General features: G+C 32.8%; 19 protein-coding genes and 1 tRNA gene. 4 read left to right on the top strand and 16 right to left on the bottom strand.

The genetic code is table 11. The features are described 5' to 3' along the window. Nucleotides 1-2 precede the first annotated feature (2 nt). From ftsA to ACWNT5_RS00700, 4 genes are all read left to right on the top strand, one after another. Entirely contained in the window at nt 3-1364 is a 1362-nt protein-coding gene (ftsA, locus tag ACWNT5_RS00715) for a cell division protein FtsA (RefSeq protein ID WP_299603000.1), read from the top strand. 145 nt (nt 1365-1509) lie between these two features. Beyond that, nucleotides 1510-3498: a cell division protein FtsZ gene (ftsZ, locus tag ACWNT5_RS00710; protein WP_299602998.1), complete on the top strand. Its 1989-nt coding sequence runs from the start codon at nt 1510-1512 to the stop codon at nt 3496-3498. 95 nt (nt 3499-3593) lie between these two features. After that, nucleotides 3594-4043 (top strand): GatB/YqeY domain-containing protein, encoded by a 450-nt coding sequence (locus tag ACWNT5_RS00705; RefSeq protein WP_299602995.1) that lies wholly within the window; start codon nt 3594-3596, stop codon nt 4041-4043. Nucleotides 4044-4055: 12 nt separating this feature from the next. Further along, nucleotides 4056-4129, top strand: a tRNA-Arg gene (locus tag ACWNT5_RS00700). Between the two features lie 349 nt (nt 4130-4478). On the opposite strand, the gene ACWNT5_RS00695 is transcribed toward ACWNT5_RS00700, so the two are convergent. The 16 genes from ACWNT5_RS00695 to ACWNT5_RS00620 form a co-directional block, all read right to left on the bottom strand. Next, the gene (locus ACWNT5_RS00695) at nt 4479-5438 is read right to left on the bottom strand and encodes a hypothetical protein (protein ID WP_456516315.1); all 960 of its coding nucleotides are present in this window, start codon (nt 5436-5438) and stop codon (nt 4479-4481) included. 1 nt (nt 5439) lies between these two features. Next, the gene (locus ACWNT5_RS00690; RefSeq protein WP_456516314.1) at nt 5440-6138 is read right to left on the bottom strand and encodes a DUF6304 family protein; all 699 of its coding nucleotides are present in this window, start codon (nt 6136-6138) and stop codon (nt 5440-5442) included. A 5-nt stretch (nt 6139-6143) separates the two neighbouring features. Continuing rightward, entirely contained in the window at nt 6144-6704 is a 561-nt protein-coding gene (locus ACWNT5_RS00685) for a hypothetical protein (RefSeq protein WP_456516313.1), read from the bottom strand. 12 nt (nt 6705-6716) lie between these two features. After that, on the bottom strand, nt 6717-7004 hold the full coding sequence (locus tag ACWNT5_RS00680; protein WP_456516312.1) for a hypothetical protein: 288 nt from the start codon (nt 7002-7004) through the stop codon (nt 6717-6719). Between the two features lie 6 nt (nt 7005-7010). Beyond that, nucleotides 7011-7520 (bottom strand): DUF6678 family protein, encoded by a 510-nt coding sequence (locus ACWNT5_RS00675; protein WP_456516311.1) that lies wholly within the window; start codon nt 7518-7520, stop codon nt 7011-7013. 19 nt (nt 7521-7539) lie between these two features. Next, nucleotides 7540-7809 carry a hypothetical protein gene (locus tag ACWNT5_RS00670; RefSeq protein WP_456516310.1) on the bottom strand — a complete coding sequence of 90 codons (270 nt, stop codon included), beginning with the start codon at nt 7807-7809 and terminating at the stop codon, nt 7540-7542. Between the two features lie 33 nt (nt 7810-7842). After that, entirely contained in the window at nt 7843-8145 is a 303-nt protein-coding gene (locus ACWNT5_RS00665; RefSeq protein WP_456516309.1) for a hypothetical protein, read from the bottom strand. Nucleotides 8146-8147: 2 nt separating this feature from the next. Beyond that, the gene (locus ACWNT5_RS00660) at nt 8148-8459 is read right to left on the bottom strand and encodes a hypothetical protein (protein WP_456516308.1); all 312 of its coding nucleotides are present in this window, start codon (nt 8457-8459) and stop codon (nt 8148-8150) included. Further along, complete coding sequence (locus tag ACWNT5_RS00655) at nt 8456-8686, bottom strand: hypothetical protein (protein WP_456516307.1); 231 nt, start codon at nt 8684-8686, stop codon at nt 8456-8458. Before ACWNT5_RS00655 ends, ACWNT5_RS00660 begins: the two co-directional genes overlap by 4 nt. A gap of 31 nt (nt 8687-8717) precedes the next feature. Next, entirely contained in the window at nt 8718-9017 is a 300-nt protein-coding gene (locus tag ACWNT5_RS00650) for a hypothetical protein (protein WP_456516306.1), read from the bottom strand. Nucleotide 9018: 1 nt separating this feature from the next. Beyond that, nucleotides 9019-9630: a DUF6714 family protein gene (locus ACWNT5_RS00645; protein WP_456516305.1), complete on the bottom strand. Its 612-nt coding sequence runs from the start codon at nt 9628-9630 to the stop codon at nt 9019-9021. Nucleotides 9631-9670: 40 nt separating this feature from the next. Further along, nucleotides 9671-10705, bottom strand: a complete 1035-nt coding sequence (locus ACWNT5_RS00640) for an RHS repeat domain-containing protein (protein ID WP_456516304.1) — start codon at nt 10703-10705, stop codon at nt 9671-9673. Nucleotides 10706-10712: 7 nt separating this feature from the next. Further along, on the bottom strand, nt 10713-11093 hold the full coding sequence (locus tag ACWNT5_RS00635; RefSeq protein ID WP_456516303.1) for a hypothetical protein: 381 nt from the start codon (nt 11091-11093) through the stop codon (nt 10713-10715). After that, a complete protein-coding gene (locus ACWNT5_RS00630; RefSeq protein WP_299602970.1) occupies nt 11083-11502 on the bottom strand; it encodes a hypothetical protein in 420 nt (139 codons plus the stop codon). The genes ACWNT5_RS00635 and ACWNT5_RS00630 overlap by 11 nt, the downstream gene beginning before the upstream one ends. Nucleotides 11503-11504: 2 nt before the next feature. Continuing rightward, a complete protein-coding gene (locus ACWNT5_RS00625) occupies nt 11505-12068 on the bottom strand; it encodes a hypothetical protein (RefSeq protein ID WP_299602968.1) in 564 nt (187 codons plus the stop codon). 69 nt (nt 12069-12137) lie between these two features. Next, the gene (locus ACWNT5_RS00620) at nt 12138-14201 is read right to left on the bottom strand and encodes a leucine-rich repeat domain-containing protein (RefSeq protein ID WP_456516302.1); all 2064 of its coding nucleotides are present in this window, start codon (nt 14199-14201) and stop codon (nt 12138-12140) included. Between the last annotated feature and the right edge of the window lies 1 nt (nt 14202).

The following is a 14202-nucleotide window of genomic DNA, read 5'->3' as shown; positions in this document are numbered from 1 at the left end:
ATATGGAAAGAGCAGAAAGTGAAATAGCGGTAGGATTAGATATAGGAACAACAAAGATTGTTGCTATGGTCGGTAGGTATAATGAGTACGGGAAGATGGAAGTATTGGGTGTAGGAAAATCCAAAAGCTTGGGTGTACATCGTGGTGTAGTAAATAATATAACGCAAACAATACAATCTATACAACAAGCTGTACAAGAAGCGGAAAGTGTTTCTGGTGTAAAAATAAATGATGTTACTGTAGGGATAGCAGGGCAGCATATTAGAAGCTTGCAGCACAGTGATTATATCACAAGACCTAATGCAGATGCCGTAATTGATGAAGGTGATATAGACACATTATGTAATCAAGTGCACAAATTAGTGATGTTACCTGGTGAGGAAATATTACATGTACTACCACAAGAATATAAAGTGGATGGTCAGGCTGAAATTAAAGAGCCTGTAGGGATGTATGGAGGACGTTTAGAAGCAAACTTTCATGTAGTAGTCGGTCAGGTTACTTCGATCCGAAATATAGGTAGATGCGTAAAAAGTTCTGGATTAGAACTTTCTGAAGTTACTCTAGAACCTTTGGCTTCAGCAAATGCAGTATTGAGTCAGGAAGAAAAGGAAGCTGGTGTTGCGTTGATAGATATCGGTGGTGGAACTACAGATCTTGCCATTTTTAAAGATGGTATCATTCGTCATACAGCAGTGATTCCGTTTGGTGGAAATGTGATTACTGAAGATATTAAAGAAGGTTGTTCTATTATAGAAAAACAAGCGGAATTACTTAAAATCAAATTTGGGTCTGCTTGGCCCGGAGAAAATAAGGATAACGAGATTGTTTCTATACCTGGATTAAGAGGAAGAGAGCCTAAAGAGATTACATTAAAGAATTTATCAAAGATTATTCACGCACGCGTGGTAGAAATCATTGAACAAGTTTTTTTAGAGATCAAGAATTATGGGCATGAGTCTCCAAAGAAGAAGTTAATTGCAGGGATTGTATTAACAGGTGGAGGGTCACAGTTAAAACACCTAAAGCAACTTGTAGAATATATCACAGGAATGGATACCAGAATAGGATATCCAAACGAACATTTGGCAGGAAATAGTGATCCAGAAACCACAAGTCCTATGTATGCAACAGCAGTAGGATTGGTAATGGATAGTCTTGTGCATATTAAAAAACAGAAAAAAGCAGCGATTAGAGAAGCTGTTGTTGAAGATACGTTGAATACCGAACAAGAAACTACTACCACTACTATTGAAGGAGAAGGTATAGAAGAGGAAAAACCAGTAGTAGATTCGAGGCCAAGAAAAAATATTCTTGAAAAGTGGACGGAGAAATTCAAGGAGTTTCTGGACAACGCTGAGTAGGTTCTAGCGTAAAGAGAATGTCCAGTAGACATTTTTAGTATGGTGTTAGCGTTGAGATGTCATGGAAATTAAAGAAAAATAAAGCTCGGTTTTGAGCTTATAAAATATTAAAAATAAAAGTAAGAGAACAAGAAAATTAGCAGTTATGAGTAACAACGAGGAGTTTGAAAACATTTCTTTTGATTTACCCAAGAATCAATCAAATGTAATAAAAGTTATTGGAGTTGGTGGAGGTGGTAGTAATGCCATTAATCATATGTTCCAACAAGGAATCAAGGGAGTTGATTTCGTTATTTGTAATACGGATGCACAAGCATTGGAAAATAGCCCTATACCAAATAAGATACAATTGGGAGTATCTCTTACTGAAGGATTAGGAGCTGGTGCAAATCCAGAAATTGGAGAGCAATCAGCAGTAGAAAGCTATGAAGAGATTAAGTTAATGTTGGATACGAATACCAAAATGGTATTCATTACTGCTGGAATGGGTGGAGGTACCGGAACAGGAGCAGCTCCTATCATTGCTAAAATGGCGAAAGAATTGGATATTCTTACTGTAGGAATTGTAACGATTCCATTTCAGTTCGAAGGTAAAATGAGAAATGAGCAAGCACAGTTAGGTGTTGAAAAATTACGTTCTCATGTAGATTCTTTAGTGGTAATTAATAATAATAAACTTCGTGAAGTATATGGTAATTTAGGTTTCAAAGCCGGTTTTTCCAAAGCTGATGAAGTATTAGCAACTGCATCTCGAGGAATTGCAGAAGTAATTACGCATCACTATACTCAAAATATCGATTTACGAGATGCTAAAACGGTATTAAGTAATAGTGGAACTGCAATCATGGGGTCTGCGCATGCATCTGGTGCAAAAAGAGCTCATGATGCGATTGTAAAAGCATTAGATTCTCCATTATTAAACGATAATAAAATTACTGGTGCTAAGAATGTACTATTGTTAATTGTTTCTGGTAAAGAAGAAATTACAATCGATGAAATTGGAGAAATTAATGACCATATTCAGCAAGAAGCTGGTCATGGTGCCAATATTATCATGGGAGTTGGTGAAGATGAATCTTTAGAAGATGCCATATCAGTTACTGTAATTGCTACTGGATTTGACGTAGAACAGCAAGATGAAATCGTAAATACAGAAACGAAAAAGATCATCCATACTTTGGAAGAGGAACAGCGTGCGACTACTCAGGATTTAACACCTAAGTCTACATCACGTTCGACTCCGGTTATAAATCCGATACCTCCAAAAGAGGAAGTAAAAGAAGAACCAGCTATTATTAAGCATGAGTTGATAGAGGAGGAGGAAGAAGAAAATATAAGTGAGTCTTTGTTGCTTCCTACAACAGAATTTTTAAAGAACATAGAGGTTGTAGAGCCAGAAGAGGTAAATCCTTTTTCTGTAGATAATGATTTTGTTATTATCAATGCTCAGGAAATCATTAACCAAATCGAGGTAAATGATGCGAATGAGATTGCTGCTGCTGAATCTGAAAAGGAAGATCAATTTACTTTAGCATTTGATATGCCAGTAGGTGGAAATGAAGAACCAAAAGTACAGCAGGAGAGTACTATTTTTGATACTCCAAAGCAAGAGGAAGAAAAACCGATAGTTTTTGATCTTACTGATGATATTTTAGAAGTTGAGGTAAATGAACCAATAGAGGTGGTGCCTACCAGTGAAACTACGGCGGGTGATGTTCGTAGATATAGCCTCGAAGAATATATGGAAGAGGAGAAGAGATTAACTGAAGCTAAACCATTAGCAGAAGTAATTGAAGAAGATCAGGAAGTTATTTTTGAGAAAAAAACTGTAGAGCCTTCTCCAGCAGCGGAGCCTGAGGAAAATGTAGATCCTATAGATCAGCCAATTTCTGAAACTCTAAAAGCTAGAGCGGCAGAGCGTAGAGCGAAAATGAAAGAGTTTAATTATAAGTTTAGAAATAACGCTTCACATATAGATGACATCGAAAAAGAACCAGCATATAAGCGTGCAGGTTTAGATGTAGACTCTCGACCAGAATCTTCAGAATTGTCTAGAACTTCATTAGGAACGGATAGTAATGATGATATTCAATTGAGAAAAAACAATTCTTTTCTTCATGATAATGTAGACTAAGAAATAGAAAATGTTTTTCAGATAAACCGATAATCTAAAATAGATTATCGGTTTATTTTTTATCTTCGCAATCCAAAAGATTAAAACCAGTAATTATGAGTTTACAGGCCAAGGTTATGACTGCCATGAAAGAAGCTATGAAAGCAAAAGATACTAATGCTTTAACTTCATTGCGAGCAATTAAATCTGCTATTTTGTTAGCACAAACAGAGAGTGGAGCAAAAGAAGATTTAAGCGAAGATCAGGAGTTAAAATTGCTTCAAAAACTTGTAAAACAAAGAAAAGATAGTGCTGCAATTTTTACCGAACAAGGAAGAGAAGATTTAGCACAGCCCGAACTTGATCAAGCCAAGGTAATTGAACAATTTTTACCGGAGCAATTAAGTGAGGAAGAAATAGAAAAAGTAATAGTTGATATTATTGCTAAAACAGGTGCAGAAGGAATGAAAGATATGGGTAAAGTTATGGGAATGGCATCTGGACAGTTAACTGGTAAAGCAGACGGTAAAACAATTTCTACTATTGTAAAAGCTAAATTATCTTAAGGATATTTAATAGGCCGTGTGGCGCAACTGAATAGCGCATCAGATTTCGGCTCTGAGGGTTGGGGGTTTGAATCCCTCCACGGTCACATCAGGCACAAAACCTGCAATGAAATTGCAGGTTTTTGTTATTTGGAAAAAACCAAAACGCTAGTTTTGAGGTTTTGGAAAATAACAAAAACTTTAAAGCGTTAGCTTTGCTAGTTTTGTATTTGCAGCAGTGAGTATAATGAGATCGACAAAGTTAATCCAAAAATATAGTTTGAAGTTTTTAAATAAATAAAAAATAAGAACACTAACTCTAGGTTTTTTATTTGGAAGAGTTAGCTTCAGGGGATCAACAAAGCTAATCTCTCCTCTGTCGTATCAAATGGACAAATATGTTTCGCTGACTCTTGTACTTTTTTTGTATGTATTGAAGTGATCTTATACTCAGATCTAATCTGTAGAAAGTTCAATTTTTATTTTGGTAATATTCTTCAAATCAATGGTGATGATGATGCCAGAATCTCCATAACAAATTAAGTGTTCATTTTTTATTTCTGCCTTACAAATGGGATTTGAAAATGTAAAAAAGATAGCCCAATTTAAGATTCCCGATAGAGAAGTAGATGCAATAAATCCTTCATTACCCATGCCACCATCTCCAAAAACAAATTGTTGATTTTGATATTCAAACGCTCCATGAAAAATATCGTATTCAACCCAGATATCATCATTATATTTTTCAAGACTTTCTAAAGTAGTATCACATGTTGGAGACCAATAGCGTTTCGTTTCACCATTATTCGGGTTATAAGTACTGTAGGCATTTGCCATGATGATATCTCCTTCTCCCATGATGATAGCATCATATCCAGGCAAGTATCCTTGTTTCCATTTTTCTTGTATTTTCGGGTGCATCGTATATTCTAATTCGTTAAAGTCTATTTGTTCTATTTCTTTCAAAAAAGCTTTGGGTAAACGTTCTAAAAACTGTTTGAGTTCGGCCACTTTTTCAATTACAATATTATCGTTGTTTAAGGTGTTAAGTTCGATTTTTTCTGTTTCCATAGGCTGTAACTCTTCGTTAAAAGAACTACACAACTGATATTTAAAATGGATAACTTCATTGCCAATTTCAATACTAACTAAAGCCGTTAAAAAGTGAGGTTTTATCGTAACGTTAGACCATTGGTAATCATCAAAATCTAATTCTAGTCGCCATTGTCTATTTGCTTCCCAAGTTGCATATTCAAAATAATGTTCAATAGGCAGTGGATGATAAAATTCATTTTCTTCTAAAATCTGTTCGTATGCTGGAACAATAGCATCTTTAATTAAAGGAAATTGTTCTCGTAGCAAGGAGTTGATTTCCTGATAAAACAGACTTTCTTTTACTAATGCTAATGCTGACATGTTAAATTGTTTTAGTCCAGCTTTTATATACCCAATCATTATCCGTTAAAAGCTGATGCTCTTCACAATCAAAAGTTTCCTGAACAGAAAAAATATCACCTCGATCCATAGCCTCTTTTGTCCAGATGGCAAATAAATCTGTTTTATCGTGTAATGATTTTAATTGTTCTTTTATCTTTTTAAAGCAATAGATACCACCAAACATCCCATTGCCATAAGGACTATAATTCGAATATTTACAACTTAAACACGTATTGATATAAATATGTGCTGGTAATTGGTTTTGTAAAGCTATCAAAGCATCTTCCATCCATTCCAGCTTCTTTTCTACAGTAAATTTTCCAAAAGAAGTATGTAATGTCAAACTATTTAATTCATGGTCTAATCCATCGATGGTAGTATCATCACCTACTACTATATAGGCATCTAGATTTTCTTCAAATAGTTCTTTTGAGGTAGTGTTGTAGAGTTTTATGGGTATTGTAATTAAGAATGAACAATTTGTAACATCTCCAGAACCATCTGAAAACATCTGATAATCGAATTTTTCATGATCAATTTTATCAGCGGTTAATTGATCAAAATCAGGTCCGTCAAAATTGATACCTCTAATAGTGGTTACCATCTCACTACCATCAGATTTTATGACGATCTGTTCTGTTCCTCTTTTATCTTGGTATGTAGTTTTGTAATGTCTCATATCTGCTATTTTTCAATTGTAAAAGAAAAACCAATGTCTTTGACGGTGTGAGATGTGTCTGCTGAAACAGCTTTACACTGAAATTCGAACGTAGCTTCTTCCATACCATCTTGTAATGTAAAGCCTCCTAGAATAGTAATAGCATAAATGCCATTTGCTATTTGTATTTTTTGTCGAACTCCTAATTCGGTAGCTTCTTTTAAACGATGTAAACCGCCATCTTTTGTCCAATTCTTTAAATAGGGTACTGTTACCATACAAATTTCATTATGAATAACTTCAAGGATGTATCCTGTTTTTTCGAATACTAACAGACTTGTATCTTCTGTAAACACAGAAGGTTCATGATCGATGTTAAAAAAAATAGTATACGGTTGATTTATAATACCACCCATCGGAATCATAACTCCTTTTTGAACTGCTACTTCAGCACTTTCATTCGTAGTAAATTCGTTTATAAGATCGTCACCCAAATGATGATCATTTTTAAAACGTAGTAAATTGGTAGGATCTGTGAGAAAAAAATAATCCCAAGTATCATTTAAACATTCCGTAAATTTTATCATAGTTTATCTTAATTAAAACTCGGGCGTTACTTTGCCATTTTTTTGAATTCCTTTTAATATCCAGAATATTGCTGATTTTAAAATATTAACGTTTGTATGGGTAATCTCTTTTTTAATTTTGCGAACTTCATCTACTTCTAATCTTGGATAGGATACTGTATAACGCCCTTCTTCTTCCTGCTGCTGAATAACTACTGATTCTTTGGCTTTGGGCATCTGCACCTCTATCATTGATTCATCTAATTTATGAATCGTAGCTTTCGGAAAATATCCTTTTAATTCTGTAATTAATTGATCCATAGATTATTATTTATATCCATAAATGGTAAAAACATCTTTTTCTTGCTCAAAAGGGATATTCAGTTTATGTAGTAATTGATGTATTTCTTCTGTTTCATCTAGAATTTTTGGCGATACCAAACGACCTTGAGGTATTTGATGAGTTCCCCTTATTTCTAACCATTCGATGGTAAAAAAAAGAGGTAATCCTTCTTCCCAAAAACTAGACCAGTCACCTTGATATTTTGGAGGGCTAGGAAAATCATGAAATGTAAATTGAGCCTTATCCCACTGAATTAATTTTTCGTTATAAGCAGGTGGAAAAGGTAATGTGGCTATACCCTCTTGCAGTTCTAACCATTTGGTATCATTCATTACAGAAGATAGATTTTTACGAGTTACAATTGTTGCTACTTGTTCCTTTAGTTTTATAATATCGATATCGTTTTCTGTGAGATATTTATATTTTTCATAGAGGTTGAACCCTAGCGCATCAACTGTTCTGTACAAGTCATTATTCCTATCATTATTTTCCATTAATCAAAATGATTATTTACTACTCCTGATAATCTAGTATTTTATAACTCACATTTTCAGACTCTATATATGTCTTTACATCTTCCAGGTATTTCCAAATAAAACCTCCTTCATGCCTACAAATGTAAATTCCATCATTTTCAAAAGTGATACTAATATTCGGCATCTTTCCTGTGTTGTCAGTCTTTCTGAAATCCCAAAACAGCTTATTGTCAAACTCATATTTTTTATCAAATAAGTTGTTCTGTTCTAATAATAGTTGAACTTCAGAAATTTGTTTCTGATGCAATTTCACTATTATTTTATATTCGAATCCCATGAATTAATCTCCCAAAGCTTTTAGTGTTATTCCTTTATCTGAAAAATGAGCGATCTTCCTTCTAAAGTCCTGAATGACTTTGGTTTTTTCTTTATCCATATTTGATTCAGTAGTAAGGTTAGTATCTATCATCTGAATGATCATCTTTAGATGTGCTACTTTTAATAGGGTATCTCCATAAGGATCTATAAAAATTCCGGTTTGCTGGGTAAACTCTATAAATATAGATTCCAATTGGGCATATTCAGTATCATTTATCCCAAATTGATATTCATTCGTATCTATTCTATGAAAATCTAGTGCCATACTTATCGAGTAAAGACATTTCGAATTCCGTCAAAAATTTTCCAACAAGTATCTTTGTCCAAACCTTTTGGATGTTCCACTTTCCAATGTCCCATACTTGCTCTTAAGGTATTGTACATACTGAATAATTGATATACTAATTCCTTTGAAATGGTTTTTTTATCCGCATAATAATGTTCTATAGCTCGTAGGGCTTCTATGAATTTTTCAATTCGTTTTTCTTCTACATCAGCACTCATTCTGAATAAGGTATCTAATCCGTTTTGCGAATTATATTCTTTACGTATTAATTTTTTCGCTTCTTCTACTGTCATTTCCTGATCAATTTATATGCTAGTATGCTAGTTATTAGTAGCCCAATAATGGATAACAATCCGTATACTTCTTTTGCTTGCTCATGATATACGATACCTTCTTCTGAAAAGTAGGTATCGTTTGCATCGTATGGAAGTTTGGCTTTTTCGATATACATCCATATACAGAACGCTGTAATACTTCCTAGAATGAATGTGAATATGTAACCTATAGTTTTTTTGTTCATTTTAAGGGTAGTTTTTATCTCAGTTGCTTCTCTATTTTTTAATCTTTATTCGCAATTCAGATTGATATTGAATTCCATTTTGATCTATGCGTACATTCCATTTACAAATTGGAAATACATCGCTATTATTTCGTTCCACTGTTCCCTTAGCTACAAGATCATCTCGATTTCCAAACTCATCTTCATCTTCCATATATACCATAATCTTCATGCCTTCTTTTAGTTGGATGGTATTTCCTAATGTATCAATTGCCTTATCCGTTTTGGACAATAAAATTAGATCTGGAGTAACCATCTCGTTAAAATCTATAGGTAATTTGGGTTGATTCATTTTATCTGATTTGAAATTCTTTTATCCAACACTCAATTGCTTCATTCAACTTTATGTAATCAGTATCATATTGTACTGACATTGGCAACAATCCTAATTCTTTGGCTTTATCTGTTTTGTAATAGTCTTCTAATTCAATTTTTTTATACTCCAGATACATTACTAGGCATTTTAGTTGCTCATTCGTAAATAAAGAAAATCGCTCTTTGTGAAATCTTCTATATTCGATATCCGTGGTTTCTTTACAAATGGTGGTAAAGGATAGCAGAAAATCATCTATATCTGGTGTATCACTCATTGATATAATTTCTTGATTGATCAAATCTTCTTCTTCATTTTTGTAAACACCTAATGCTAATAATAGATATTTTGGGATATGAAAATGCAATCCTTTAGCATCAAAAAATGATAAAGAGCTACTGCATTCATACATGCTTTTGATCGAGATAGTATTCCAATCTAATAGTTCATCTTTTCGTCTCAGTTTTTTGCATTCTGTTTCACTTAATCGATCATCGTGTCCTTGTGCTTCCCAGAGACCAATACCATCTTCGAGTTTTACATTTTTAAAAGCATGTTTTATTTTATGTACTAGTTCATGTTTTTTAACCATACTACTAATTGCTGAGATCGTAAAAACTGATTTGATCTAACTATTCATATTTTACAGCTATCTTATTTTCTCCCCATCTTTTGTTTCGTTCAATAGAAATTAGCTTTCCCTTGCTGTCATACCGATAGCTTTCTAAGATTTTTTTATCCAATGTTTCTTGTATCAAATTACCATGATCGTCATAAATGAAACCTAGATCTTGATCGGAGTAACTAGATCGATGATTAATTTTAATCTTTTTAATTCTATTGTCAGTATCATAATCATAGGTTAGATAGGTGTGTTTACGCTCTTTATTACTCCATTTTTTTACTTCACTTACTTTATGGATTTGATTATGTTCGTTGTATTCTAAAATGATTTTACTCCGTTTGCTTTGTATGATTTCTGATAGTAATCCTTTGTCGTTGTACTGATATTCTAATACTTTGGTTTTATTATAGACTTGATTGGAATTGATCTTTTGTATAGAGCATCTTACCAACTTATGTTCATCATATTCATATGTAGCAATGCGATACACTTTTTTAGTGCCAAAATTTCGATTCTTTTTTTCGATTAATTGTCCGTTATCGTTGTATACATATACAGTATCATCGGTTTCTGTTAAGAACCCATGTTTGTCGTATTTATAGAGATCTTTGTCTCCAAAATGATACTCATCTCCATCGGCAATATCATTAGGGCACACTTCTTTATATCCTGTTTTCAACCCTAATTCGTTGTAGTAGACGTTCAAGGAACAAAGTACAATTCCGGCATCTACATATCTCTGCGTATATAGGTAAGTAGGGAAGGTCTCTATTGAAATTTCAATTCTTCCAATAACCTCACCACTATAGATAATTTCTTCTACTTCTTTGGGCAATCCATAAGGAGTAGACTTTTTATTTTGTAGGCTAATGATTTTTCGCAGTTCTCCCTGATGATTGTAAAAGTAAATAGAGTCGTTTTGCTTTTTTATAGCAATACTATCGTTTTCAAAACGTATGATATCATTTTGTGCTGCACTATTTGTAATAGAGAGCAACAACATAAGAATCAAGCTTATTTTATATAATATATTTCTTGTCATAATGATATCAAGGTTTATACATCTGTACTGTTTTGAATTCTTTTTGATCATTAAGAATTAATTCTAGCCCCATAAAATTCCATATTCCCGCAGAATTCACTTTGTGATCCTTTGGAAACAAGATGTGATAATATTCTTTGCTAAAATCATTGTATCCGAGGTTATCATCGATCTTAAACTCCAGTTGTAGTTCTTTTTTTAATTGATCAACTGAAATAGTACTACTTTTTCCCATAGCATTGATTACCTTTTGATAATTAGTGATAGTTAACTCTCTATCTTTAATTTTCTTTTTAAGAAAATTGGAATCCAAATAATTTACATATACTACTCCTGTTAGCAGTATTGTTGAAATGGCAAATAAGATTGTTAGTAATTTAAACTTCATTTTTTCCTTTTTTGCTAGTTAACCAATCTGTTATTTTTTGAAATTCTACGGAAGAAAGTTGCTCACCATACACTTCTCTTATAGTTTCTCCAGCTTGCACTTTTTGATACTGAATAGCAAATTGATGATCTGTTGAATTATAGTTTATATATACCATTGGCAAACGGCATCGTTCGTCATAATTTTTACCTAAGGAAAGTCCTAAAGCGTTATGTGATTGACTTGGATAATACATATTCCAAAATCCTAATGTTTTAAACGTATATATCAGATCTAATAAGGGTTGAAATTTTTTATTTTCAACTTCAATCCATAGTGAACACCATTTTACCATGGTTTCCCATTGTACGAGTCGATCTTCGGACTTCATTCCGTTGATGATTTCCGTATAGCGTTCCCTGATATTCATAATTACCTTTGTTTTTGCTTTTTCCAGCGATATGGATTTTCCATTACTAAGCTAAATGATGTCAAATGAAAATCATTAGTGTCTAAATCTTCTAGATCATCTACATTATCAAAAGTTAATTCTATACCACTATTCAATCGCAATAGCACTCCCAGTTCATCTGTTTTCTTTTTAAAGTCAATATGGTGTCGGTTTAGTTCAGTCATCATATACATAAGGTTTAATTTATCGATATCTTCAAAAACCCATTTGTTAAGTTGTATTTGATGACTGCTTTCTAATTTACCTTCATACCAATGATCAGAAAATATGAGATATAATTCTTTATTTTTAAAATGTAGTTCGATACCTCCATAGGTCCAAATGTTTACTTTTTCCGTTAGGAAATCAGCATCATAATCATCTGGATCCGGGAAATTATGGATAATCCATTCTTTGGTTTGTCCTAATTGTAAACAATCGAATTTTCCAGTTTTAAAAAACTCTAACAGATCTATTTCTATGGGTGTTGGTAATTGCATGTCTCTTAAAGCATCAATATTATTCTTTTGTACTAAAGTAAGCATAGCACTTATATCGGTGAAATAGTCAATCAATATTCGCTGAGGATGAATTGATATCTGCGGATTGAAATCCTATTCTAATTTATGATGTCGATCTCCCCAAATGTAAAATGGTGATCTGGGAACTCCCATAAAAACCGCTATTTCTGGTTTCTCTAACTGATCTAAAAAGGCTTCATCTTCAATATTATTACCAGATAGATTTACTTCTTTGATACTCGACAATTTGTTTAAAACATCAACCTTTTTAAGTTCATTGGCATGTAAATTAAGAAGCTCTAAATTTTGTAAATGTTTTAATCCTTCTATATTTTCCAAATAATTTCCGGATAGATCTAATACTCTCAATTTTTGTAATGATTTTAAACTTTTTAGATGATGTAAAGAGGAATCACTAAGGTCTAGCTGTTCTAAATTTGGAGTTCCATCAAATGCATCCTCTGATATAGTGTCACCATTACATTGAATACATAATATTTTTAGTTTCGGTAAATTTTTTAAATGTATTTTAGAAGTATTTTCAATTTTTAAATGTTCTAAATTCGGAAAATGTGCTAATGAGTAAATTTCATAATCCGGTATTACTTCTAATTTCAATGTTTTTAAAGATGGAATAGAAGGTAAGGTATTTACATCAATACTTTCTCCTACTTCTAAATATTCTAGTTGCTGTAGGGTGCTCATATTGGAAATCTTACAATCTCCTAAAAGAGTTAAACTTGTTAGTTGTTTTAGAAACGCTGTATCAATAAATTCATAGCTATCACTTCCACTAAAACTTAGTTCTTTAATGTTTTGTAACGCTTTTAGCGAAAGAGTAATAGTTTCAGTCAGTTCAGGTTCAATACTCACCCAAACAAAGAGTTTGGATAGGCTCGATAAACTCAAAATGTTTTGCAAAGCTTGTAGAGATGTTACTTCCCAAAGCCTTAAGGATTCTAACGCGGTAAAGTCCTTAATAACTTCAATATTCTCAACATTATCTTCATCAATGTCTAATCTTTTTAATTGATGTTTTAAAGGGCTTAATTTTTTAAAATCTCGTAAGCCCTTTTGATGTGGATCTATCGAAAATCCTAATTGCTCTAATGCGCTAAAATGTTTTAGTACTGAACTATCTGTAAATCCAGATTGCTCAAATCGTATCGTTTTTATTTGAGAAGCTATGGGAATGAAATCTTCCAAAAAAACAGAACTATAATGAAATACTAACTTATCTACATTTGAAAAGTAAATTAGAGCATCGTTCATATGACTCACATATTGAGAAAAGCTGATGCTTTGTATATATGGAGCTAAGGATAGAAGGTTGTTTATATCGAATATTGCTTTTTCATTCTCATGATTTTCTCCCACAGTACATTCTTTAATACGAAATGTAGTAGCTGTATCTATAGGAAGTTTTTGATCAATAATTCTGGTTTTAGAATCCATCTCTAACACTTCTAAATAAGGCAATTGTACAAGACTTGCAATACTTCCTATTTGAGAACCATTCAGGTGAATTCCATGAATACCTTCTACTATTGGAAGGAAAAAATCAATATCCTCGAATTCCATTTTGGTAAGTGACAACCAGGTAAAGTTTCTGTCGGCTTGAGGTGTATAGATGACATCTTTTTCAGACGGTTTGATCTTTACATTCGTTAAGCGTAAATCATATAGTTTAGGAAATAAATTGACCTCGTAGAAATTATGAAGTGTGCAATTGGTAATAAACACATTATCTAATTTATGAGCTAATGGAAAAAACATGCTTAGGTGTCTTACTTCCATATTAAGTAGGTTTACTTGCCGTAAATACCCATCGAAATTTTCATGATCAGTACGAGGGTATAATTTATCTAGATCATTAATGACTACATTATCTAATGTAAGATTGCACAACCCTTTAAAAGAATACATAGCCACTATATTATGAACCGTACAATTAATTAGTTTAATGGTATGTAAATGCTCTGATAGTGGGTACAACACATTAATATTTTCAATAACTATGTCTTGTATGACCAGTTCGCGTAGGGTTTGATCTTTTTGCCAAACCCTATAGGTATGCATCTGATCTTCCTTTTTATAATCATATTTTTCTAAAGTAATCCCTAATTGTTCTTCTATATACTGTACTGGGTTGTTCATT

The sequence above is a fragment of the Aquimarina sp. 433 genome, from assembly GCF_054054605.1.
Note: the sequence above shows the minus strand (reverse complement) of the source record. Positions and strands in the feature narration are given on the sequence as shown.

Coding starts and splice junctions, on each gene's coding strand:
- ACWNT5_RS00680 (WP_456516312.1), bottom strand. CDS start 7,004: ATGGATCAATTAATTACAGAATTAAAAGGATATTTTCCGAAAGCTACG.
- ACWNT5_RS00685 (WP_456516313.1), bottom strand. CDS start 6,704: ATGATAAAATTTACGGAATGTTTAAATGATACTTGGGATTATTTTTTT.
- ACWNT5_RS00660 (WP_456516308.1), bottom strand. CDS start 8,459: ATGACAGTAGAAGAAGCGAAAAAATTAATACGTAAAGAATATAATTCG.
- ACWNT5_RS00630 (WP_299602970.1), bottom strand. CDS start 11,502: ATGAATATCAGGGAACGCTATACGGAAATCATCAACGGAATGAAGTCC.
- ACWNT5_RS00635 (WP_456516303.1), bottom strand. CDS start 11,093: ATGAAGTTTAAATTACTAACAATCTTATTTGCCATTTCAACAATACTG.
- ACWNT5_RS00705 (WP_299602995.1), top strand. CDS start 3,594: ATGAGTTTACAGGCCAAGGTTATGACTGCCATGAAAGAAGCTATGAAA.
- ACWNT5_RS00665 (WP_456516309.1), bottom strand. CDS start 8,145: ATGGCACTAGATTTTCATAGAATAGATACGAATGAATATCAATTTGGG.
- ACWNT5_RS00655 (WP_456516307.1), bottom strand. CDS start 8,686: ATGAACAAAAAAACTATAGGTTACATATTCACATTCATTCTAGGAAGT.
- ftsZ (WP_299602998.1), top strand. CDS start 1,510: ATGAGTAACAACGAGGAGTTTGAAAACATTTCTTTTGATTTACCCAAG.
- ACWNT5_RS00675 (WP_456516311.1), bottom strand. CDS start 7,520: ATGGAAAATAATGATAGGAATAATGACTTGTACAGAACAGTTGATGCG.
- ACWNT5_RS00620 (WP_456516302.1), bottom strand. CDS start 14,201: ATGAACAACCCAGTACAGTATATAGAAGAACAATTAGGGATTACTTTA.
- ACWNT5_RS00640 (WP_456516304.1), bottom strand. CDS start 10,705: ATGACAAGAAATATATTATATAAAATAAGCTTGATTCTTATGTTGTTG.
- ACWNT5_RS00650 (WP_456516306.1), bottom strand. CDS start 9,017: ATGAATCAACCCAAATTACCTATAGATTTTAACGAGATGGTTACTCCA.
- ftsA (WP_299603000.1), top strand. CDS start 3: ATGGAAAGAGCAGAAAGTGAAATAGCGGTAGGATTAGATATAGGAACA.
- ACWNT5_RS00695 (WP_456516315.1), bottom strand. CDS start 5,438: ATGTCAGCATTAGCATTAGTAAAAGAAAGTCTGTTTTATCAGGAAATC.
- ACWNT5_RS00690 (WP_456516314.1), bottom strand. CDS start 6,138: ATGAGACATTACAAAACTACATACCAAGATAAAAGAGGAACAGAACAG.
- ACWNT5_RS00625 (WP_299602968.1), bottom strand. CDS start 12,068: ATGCTTACTTTAGTACAAAAGAATAATATTGATGCTTTAAGAGACATG.
- ACWNT5_RS00645 (WP_456516305.1), bottom strand. CDS start 9,630: ATGGTTAAAAAACATGAACTAGTACATAAAATAAAACATGCTTTTAAA.